Source organism: Ruegeria sp. L12 (genome assembly GCF_056531745.1).
In genome coordinates this window covers 1-8256 of sequence record NZ_JBQFMH010000033.1, presented here as the reverse complement: position 1 = coordinate 8256, position 8256 = coordinate 1, and the positions used below count along the sequence as shown (strand labels likewise).

Below are 8256 nucleotides of genomic sequence, written 5' to 3'. Positions count from 1 at the left end.
AAGTGTCGCGGGATGGAGCAGCCCGGTAGCTCGTCAGGCTCATAACCTGAAGGTCGCAGGTTCAAATCCTGCTCCCGCAACCAATCTTTAAGGTCGGAAATCAAACACTTAACCTCGCAGCGCACGAGGCTTTTTGCTTCGCGACAAACACAACTGGAAGCATTGTGGAAGCAAGCGGAGCGAATTGGGCCTGTGGCAACGCCGCAACAGGCTTAAGTTCACCAAAAACATGCAACGGTCGAGATGAGCCATTACCGTACACGTTGGACCAGAAATGGTGTGAGTTTCAAACCGAACATTCACTAAATTTCATTCTACTTCACTCTGTAGTGCGAGCCACCATTTCGTTGTACAGCGCTGACTACGCATTATTCGGCGGTGGCAATATCTTCAGTGGGATATGCAGTGAATCATCTACGTCACCACAACGGTGCCAATCTTTATCACTCACCACGCGGCAATAAATGGAAAAATCCGTCCGTACGTGGTCCGTAGTGATTTTTAAAATGAGATCGGTACCAGAGGGTGTAAAGCCGCCGTTCTGAGTAATCACCCAATCTACTTGGTAGTTGGATTCAGGATCGGGATTATGGATCTCGACCTGCGCTCTATAAACATCACCCGGCCTTAATCTAAGCTGGGCATCGCTCGGAATAACCAAGCTCGCGCGTCCCGTGCTATTTCGTTGAAAATCCCCTTCGTGGTATTCATTTCCGTAATTATCTGACAATCGAATTATCATAGGTGCAATGTATTCTTTTTCCATACCAATTTCTCTGTAGTGAGCTTTGATAGAGTCAATGGTGTCACCAGCATAACAGATTATCTGTTCAGCTTGGCGCGTAGAAATCGGGTTTGCATGGTACAAACGATTTCTTGGTTCGATGAGTCGTGAAAGCGTTTCCCTTGCATGCCTATCTCCTAGAGGGAAAGCTCTTTCCAGCGGTGCACGGAAATGGGCGTCGAAATGGCGAGGATTTGAGATAATTGCAATCGCCTGATCCAACATTGCGGCATCAATGGGCCTAGCGAACCTCTCTGGTTGATCTACCATACGAGCTTTAATATGGCTCCTGATACTTGAGTTCAGAAGAAAACTTCCATCAGGCAACTTGGCGTCCAAATAGTTTGATCCGTACTTCCTTTTGAACTCATCGTGTATTAATCGACGAAGCCAGACTTCGAGAACTTCAAGATGACGCTTGCAATGGTCCCGTAGGATTTCAATTCTCAGCAAATTCAATGGCATATAAAAGACTTACCGTTTTTTGATATTGGTCAGAAGCTCTAGCCCTCATTTGTTTCGAACGATACTCAAACCACAAAAACTTCCGCAACCCCATCAATATCTTGCTCCCTTGGATCAACAGAGCCCGGCAAGATTATGGTGGGGAGCTGCAGATTGTTTTATATACGGCACTGATTTATTGATCTCCATCCCCTAGCTGAAAATCCGATTTCGGGGATGTCGCACAGACTTCGCGAAGATCGCTCTCCGCGCGAAGCGGTCGCAAGTGGGCGTAATAAATGCAACCAAAACGAACGGCGGCTTAGTGGCCTCTCAAGCCAACTGATACTTCCCGCGCGCCTTGGCGAGCCTTTCTGGGAGTGGTGTAGGATTTTCTTCGATCAGCCGAACCAATACATCAGAGTGCCTCTCCAAAAACTCACCAAAGCCGTCCGCTGCTACATCGGAAATTGCAGCGCGTGTAATAAACAGTCCAATGAGTTGCGCATCCAGCTCCCGCATTTTGGCAACGCGGTTGGCTTGAATCACGTCGCAGGGCAGAACGCCTGCACAATTCTGCCAGAGGTCATTGCCGACTACGGCCTCGAACTGCTGCCAAAGCTCGTGTGTGGGCCAACGAGCGCGATTTCCGTCTGCGGTGGGCAGGCAGTAACGAATACGGCCCAACGCGTCTGTGAAGGCGTCTCCGATGATGTCATGAACATCCTGCCAGTTCCGTATCTCAAAACGGTTGCGGAGTTGCTTGGAACCAAGCCGCATCTCAAAGCGCCAGACTTGGCTTGAGGTCCGGTCGGTCAGATCAAGGGGCGGTTTGCCAATTGCTTCAAGTGCTGCGTTCCAGATGGTTAGCCATCCCATCTTGTTCTGCTGGATAACTTCGGCCCGCTTATCATAGATCGCCAATTGTCGGTTGGCGACGGCACCGGCCCGCAAGCCAATCACGCGCGCACCGCTGGATACTGTCGCGGTTTCATCAACGCCAGTGTATTCCGTGACCTTGGTGCCGGGGGGAACAACCAAGGCTTCGCGGTCGGGTTCGAACCATGGGGCCAGCAAGTCCACGGCAAAGTCAGCCCGCGCAACCCGCAACTGCGTTTCTACGTATTTGATCCCGAAGGCTTCCATACAATCGCGAAAGTGCTGCTCAGCCCCAACTATACCGCCTGTAGCGAGGCCGAAAGCACGGAAGTCGACGGTGATGCCGGGATTGTTGGGAATGCGGTCTTGTGGGTCCTGAAACAGCCACACGGCCCCGTGTTCGCCGGTATGACCAGTGAAACCCCGCGCGCCTTTGCTGGTCACGTTGAGCGACATGGAGCCAAATTCGAGGACACAATCGCCATAGGTCTCTTTTGCATGTTGCTTAGCGGATGCCAGTTCTTCTCGAAAGTTCTCTGGGATATCGGCTTGAATAGTGAATTTCAGCCCATCGAAGCCCGAATGCAGGATTGTTGCTTCCAATTGCGCTGACCTTCGCTTTTGTATTCGTGGAGGGGGGTGTTACAAGACCCCCCTCTATCGCGGCATGCCCTACCGCTGGGAGATTTGGTAATGCGAGGAAAAAGAGTGCGGGGGCTTACGCCCCCTGAGTGCCTCCGGCGGGGCAGCATTTGTTTTGGGGCCGGAGCGAAGCCGCTCCGGCGCTGCCATCACCTGGCATTGGTTTGACGGCCAATCCAAATCTCGGCGCGCTCCGCGCATTTGGCAATATTGAGCAGGTCCGAATGGTGGAAGCTGTTCGAGTTCCGCCATTCGCCGGTATCGGTCTTGTAGGCGCGGGACATATCGACTGAGTAGAAGCCGTCATTGTCCCAAATCGTTGCGGTAATTAGACCAATTTTGAATTTCTGTGCAGGCTGGTTTGCCATGGTTCAGTGTCTTTCTGTTGATGTTTGTGGAAAAGGGCGCGGGACTGTTTCGCCCGCGCCCCTACAGAGCCATTCCGGCCCCAAAATCCCGCACGGCGCTGCCAACCCCGTTCGGGCAAAACTCAGGCTGCGGTGTAACTGCTGGTGTTGCCGTAGCGACGTGCTTCGGCCCATTCCAGAAGGTCACGGCGGCGATAGCGGACAGAACGACCCGACTTGTAGAATTTCGGGCCAAAACCCGTCACGCGCCATTTTTGGATGGTGCGCACGCTTTGACACAGAAAGTCGGCGGCAGTGCTTTCGTCAATGAAGCCGTCCAGATAATCCGTCGCCGGGCGGTTGTTGTCGTTGGCGGGTTCGTTCGTGAGCATCTGTTTACTCCAGTTTGAGTTGTTGATGCTCTAGACTTGGATTACCTGCCAACCACAAAAAATGCCAATAAATGCCAACAGGATTTATTGTTTATTGGATTCTTTTAACCCTTAGAAAAGGGGGGAAATAATTCTCCGAATGGTTTCAGAGCTAATCTTGTTTGCCGGCACCGAAAGGTCGGTGCGGTTCAACTCTAGCCATTTTTTTACTTTGGGGTAGTGGGATTGCAGAGAAGCTTTAGGATCGATTTGCCCAATCTTGTTCAGCGCGTGGAAGGCCGCTTCGATGGCAGGGGCTACCGTGGGTCGCCCGACTTTCGCGACAGTTGATTCAAAGGGTTTATTCAAAATGGGATCGAGATGTTCGCGCATCATACGCACCCGCACTTCGTTAAATTTCAAAGATTGAAATTGAACTTCGTTACCAGCCCACGAAACGGCACCCTTCCAACATTCAGCGGGGATAAGAACTGGGTCTGTGTCCAACGTACGTGGTCGGTCAAATCCAAAGCCCCGATAGGTGCCGTCCAACAGATAGTTTGTTATTTGTTGTCGCGCACGCTCCAAAAGGTCTGCTTGCGGCTTGTTCCTTTCGTAAAGCGCCCCGAGAGTGTGTTGAATTGTGTCAATCGTGTCTTTGCCAGATGCTCTCGCCTCGTTCGCAGATTTTTCGAGTATTTTCGTCCAAGGTTGGTCGCCCCGATAATCCATGGCGGCTTGCCATTCATCCTTGAAGAAATGGGTGGCGTAAGTCTTTGCGGTGTAACCCAACCAGTGGGACCGCCTCCAGAGCTCCATGATGTCGGTCACGACACGCCTCTTTTCTATTTGGTGAAACTTGCATTTATCCCTACCCGGGGCATACCGCGGGTAAGAGGTAAGTTGATGGTAATCGACCAAATATGCAAGTGGAGCGAAGCGCGAGAGAGCTATCGTGACCAGCCTTCCAAAAGCCGGTCACGATCCGCCACACAGCTAACCTAACATCTCACAGAAAAGGGGCTGTATAGATGCGGTCACGCCGATTGTTCTAACCCATAAGAGTCAATTGAACGTCTCACATTAGTATGATCGTGAGGTTATTACACGAGCCACTTATCTACTAACTTACAGGAAATTGAACACATCAGCTGTGACTTCGCTTGCGCTAAACTCAGCTAGTAGGATCGAAGAGTCTTCGTCTAGATATACCGCAACGCCATCTTGCCTTTGCTCAAACCCCAACTCCTCAAATGAATCGGGTCCGCCAACAATTGTGATCGTATCTGTGGTCGAGAAATCGAGGATCACGTCATCTCCCGTAGGTATATTCCTTAAGTCGAAAATGAACTCGTCGCCACCTCTTCCGCCAAGAAGAATGTCGTTGCCACCTCCTCCTTCAATTGAGTCGGCCCCATTACCCCCATCGATTTGATCAGCGTCAGCACCACCGGACAAATTGTCGTTGCCGTTTCCTCCAACAAGATAGTCAGAGCCGTCTCCTCCGAGAATGAGATCGCCACCATTCCCACCTGACATAATATCGGCGCCTTCATTGCCGGAAATCGTGTCGTTCCCATTGCCCCCGTTCAGGTTGTCGTTCCCCGAGCCGCCAGCAATAGTGCCTCTACCGTTCGCATTAGAAACTTCAATGGACTCGTCAACTTCAAAGACAATGCGGTCTCGAATAAAATCTGACGGATCAAACCATGTTACCGAGCCTTGTGGGTAGTTAATAGTGAAGGATTCGACACCAGAGGTTATGTTGTCATTGGTGTAGGCGAATTCTTCCATCGCTAAAAGCCAAGGAGATGACTCATATTGGCCGGATGCGCCCTCAATAGTAAATATCTCGAAATGCAGGTGAGGGCCATCTTGTGCGGCTCCTGTCTGACCAATTGCTCCGATTTGGTAGCCTTGCTCTTCAATGATTTGGCCGACATCGACCGTGATGCTATTTTCTTGAAGATGCGCATAAAGAGAATAAACAATTCTTCCGTCTGGTAGAAGGTGTTCAATGACAACGGTTTCCCCAAGCCCAGCGCTCGGCCCACTCGCACCAAAATACTCTCCTGCATACACTACACGCCCGATCGAGACTGCGTATACGGATTGCCCGGTATCGTCTTCATCGGCACCGTCGCCATCTAAATCATCTAGATTCCAGTCTTCTCCGAGATGGTTGGCGCCGATAACCCATGGGTGTGGGTCTCCTAGGTCAGAAGCATTATACCAACCGTCCTGCCAGCCATCTTCGCTTGCCCTGCTTTCGGTGACCAAGAGCCCATCTCTTTCACCGACAGGCATATCGAATCCATTGGAGACCGGTGTTTCTCTATCAAGCGAAGTCTCGCCGGTAACTTGAAGGTTGTCGATCAGTGTGTAATGCCCAGTCCACCATCCATAAGACGCGAACCCATACGAATCTAGCGTCGCACCGACGAGGTCTTCGTCAAAAAGTTCTATATCAACGACGCCATCCGATTCCATATCGACAGTTACCGTGCCAGCGTCAGAGTCGAACTCTACTGTTATACGGGTCCATGCGTCGAAGTATGATGATGTATTTTCTCCTGTGGAATATACACTGTCGTTATCGCCATCTGACGGAACCAGCCAGAGCTTGGGCAGGTCGAAGTTGGCTGGGTCGTTGTCGTAGCTGGGCCCGTAGTTGGTTCTTTGAGTATGAAATCGAATACTTAATTGCTCACCTGTAGCGGAAGTAAAGCTTAGCCCATTCCGACCATAAAAATAGTTGTTTGCAGCATGCATATAGGCGTCATAGCTAATGGTCGCTTCTGTTAAGCCAGTGTCAAACTCGATACGCGCCTGACTTGTTAGATCTGTGGTCGATTGCGATATTCTCAGATGACCGTCAACTTCTGTCACATCATAAGAGTATACCCAAGGTTCAGCGTTCAATTCTCCATCATTGAAGTCTTCGGTCAAATTTATTGGCGCCATATTACAGTCCCCCTTAGAAAAATACTGGAGGCAAATCTTTACCAAGGCTGCGACATGCAAAAACGCTGTCGCTGTACAAAGTAAGTTAAGAGTTTTCCTTCCCCTCTTGATCTGCCCTAATCGGTCAGATGTTTGCCCGATTGATCGAACCTAATTTGCTCATACCATTTACGTCAAGTTTTGTGCGCTGTGCTCATCCATGTCGAATTAGTTTCGGTTTTGCGCATCATTGTTTCCTACCCGGGGTATACCCGGCCCCGCGTATACCCCGGGTAGGGAGAAAACTCCTATGTAACGTATCGTATACGTAGTCACCTTATGTAATGTAACCCGCCTATGTATACGTTAAGGGGGTTGGCCGCGTTGAGCGCCTTACCTAACTAGGCGCAGCCTATTGTTCGGTTCCTGCGCACCTACAATTGTATTGAGGCGTTCGGCGTTTTCTTCCGCCGCCTGACGCACCGGATCATCTGCCAGATGCGCATATCGCATAGTGGTCTGAATCTGACTGTGACCCAGCAACCGCCCAACCATTTGAATGGGCATGCCTGACGAAACCGCATTCGACGCATAGGTGTGGCGCAAGTCGTGAATACGGACATCATGCAGACCAGCCCGCTTACGTATACGGCGCCATGGCTTCTGCAGGTCGGTGGCATAGTGGCCGCGAACAGCTCCAGCTATGACATAAGGGTTGTTAGGAAGCCGTGGGAGGACGCTCAGAACCTCTCTGGCGGCTTGGGGCAGGGGAATGCGCCTTGCGCCTGTCTTGGTATCTGGAAGCTCCATTCCCGCGTCTGTGATGAACGACCATTGCAAGGTTTGGATTTCACCTAAGCGACACCCCGTCAGGATCAACAACCGGAATGCGGCAACGACAAAGGGCGTCTCTGATCCATCCCGTTCCGCATCTGCTAAAATTTGCCCGAGCCGTTGCAACTCGTCCTGGCTAAGAAACCGTTCCCGTTTCTCTTCGCGGTACTTTGGGACATGGCGACAGGGGTTCGACCCGTCAGGCCGCAAGCCCCAGATTTCCGCCAGATTGAACATCTTGGACAACACGCCCAATGTCCGATTGGCCTGATAGGGTTTATCCCGAAATTTGTGGTGCAGTTCGGCAATGTCTTTCCGTTCCACGTCGACCACTTTGAAGCTTCCAATGGCCGGAGCAATGAACAGGTCAATTGCCCTGCGATACTCGCCTTGGGTGGACGGCTTGCAGCGTTCTTTGACGTGGGACTCAAAGAACCGCTCACACAAGGCTGCGACGGTGGGTGCGCGGCGATGCTGGGCAATCTCTTCGGCAGGGTTCTCACCCTTAGCCACTTGCCCCATGAGTTCCTTTGCCAGCTTCCGTGCCTCGTCCACGGTGATCTTGCCATGTCGACCGATGGAAACGCGCCGTGTCCTTCCGCCTTTGCGATATTGCGCCTGATAGGTCTTGGCCCCGGAAGGCATCACGCGGACACCAAACCCGGCAATCTGGCTATCCCATACGAAGTAGTCTTTCGCCTCAACAGGCAAGGCTTCTACGGCGCGTTTGGTCAGTTTGGGCATCCCTCGTCCTTTCTCGCTCATCGCCCCGTGGAAGCATTGTGGAAGCAACTGGAAGCGGTTCATGGCGTAAGAGGTAGGAACGGAGCGTGCCGGTCGTCAATAATAAAACAACGATTCCAATAAGATAGGGTAAGTCAGCGTTTTCAAGCGTAGTAGGTACAGGTGGGCGTAAGCTATCTCATAACCTGAAGGTCGCAGGTTCAAATCCTGCTCCCGCAACCAGCGTCGGAAAATCCAAACGCAGCCCGCATCACTACAATTGATCCCC

General features: G+C 51.5%; 7 protein-coding genes and 1 tRNA gene. 1 reads left to right on the top strand and 7 read right to left on the bottom strand.

The window, feature by feature from the left end; genetic code table 11:
- The first annotated feature begins 6 nt into the window (after positions 1 to 6).
- A tRNA-Met gene (locus tag ACR0K9_RS21220) sits at positions 7 to 83 on the top strand.
- A gap of 278 nt (positions 84 to 361) precedes the next feature.
- Here ACR0K9_RS21220 and ACR0K9_RS21215 read toward each other — a convergent pair.
- The 7 genes from ACR0K9_RS21215 to ACR0K9_RS21185 all read right to left on the bottom strand — a co-directional run bounded on the left by ACR0K9_RS21215 (position 362) and on the right by ACR0K9_RS21185 (position 7988).
- Complete coding sequence (locus ACR0K9_RS21215) at positions 362 to 1009, bottom strand: hypothetical protein (protein WP_480826066.1); 648 nt, start codon at positions 1007 to 1009, stop codon at positions 362 to 364.
- Positions 1010 to 1561: 552 nt separating this feature from the next.
- Positions 1562 to 2710: a hypothetical protein gene (locus ACR0K9_RS21210; protein WP_480826065.1), complete on the bottom strand. Its 1149-nt coding sequence runs from the start codon at positions 2708 to 2710 to the stop codon at positions 1562 to 1564.
- A 188-nt stretch (positions 2711 to 2898) separates the two neighbouring features.
- Positions 2899 to 3117 (bottom strand): hypothetical protein, encoded by a 219-nt coding sequence (locus ACR0K9_RS21205; protein WP_170601468.1) that lies wholly within the window; start codon positions 3115 to 3117, stop codon positions 2899 to 2901.
- 122 nt (positions 3118 to 3239) lie between these two features.
- The gene (locus ACR0K9_RS21200) at positions 3240 to 3488 is read right to left on the bottom strand and encodes a helix-turn-helix transcriptional regulator (protein WP_480826064.1); all 249 of its coding nucleotides are present in this window, start codon (positions 3486 to 3488) and stop codon (positions 3240 to 3242) included.
- Between the two features lie 111 nt (positions 3489 to 3599).
- On the bottom strand, positions 3600 to 4298 hold the full coding sequence (locus ACR0K9_RS21195; RefSeq protein ID WP_480826063.1) for a hypothetical protein: 699 nt from the start codon (positions 4296 to 4298) through the stop codon (positions 3600 to 3602).
- 297 nt (positions 4299 to 4595) lie between these two features.
- Positions 4596 to 6416: a peptidoglycan DD-metalloendopeptidase family protein gene (locus ACR0K9_RS21190; protein ID WP_480826062.1), complete on the bottom strand. Its 1821-nt coding sequence runs from the start codon at positions 6414 to 6416 to the stop codon at positions 4596 to 4598.
- 387 nt (positions 6417 to 6803) lie between these two features.
- Positions 6804 to 7988: a tyrosine-type recombinase/integrase gene (locus tag ACR0K9_RS21185; protein ID WP_480826061.1), complete on the bottom strand. Its 1185-nt coding sequence runs from the start codon at positions 7986 to 7988 to the stop codon at positions 6804 to 6806.
- Positions 7989 to 8256: the final 268 nt, after the last annotated feature.

Excerpts from the sequence above, each read along its gene's own strand:
- ACR0K9_RS21215 (WP_480826066.1), bottom strand. The coding sequence starts at position 1,009 with ATGTTGGATCAGGCGATTGCAATTATCTCAAATCCTCGCCATTTCGAC.
- ACR0K9_RS21205 (WP_170601468.1), bottom strand. The coding sequence starts at position 3,117 with ATGGCAAACCAGCCTGCACAGAAATTCAAAATTGGTCTAATTACCGCA.
- ACR0K9_RS21200 (WP_480826064.1), bottom strand. The coding sequence starts at position 3,488 with ATGCTCACGAACGAACCCGCCAACGACAACAACCGCCCGGCGACGGAT.
- ACR0K9_RS21185 (WP_480826061.1), bottom strand. The coding sequence starts at position 7,988 with ATGCCCAAACTGACCAAACGCGCCGTAGAAGCCTTGCCTGTTGAGGCG.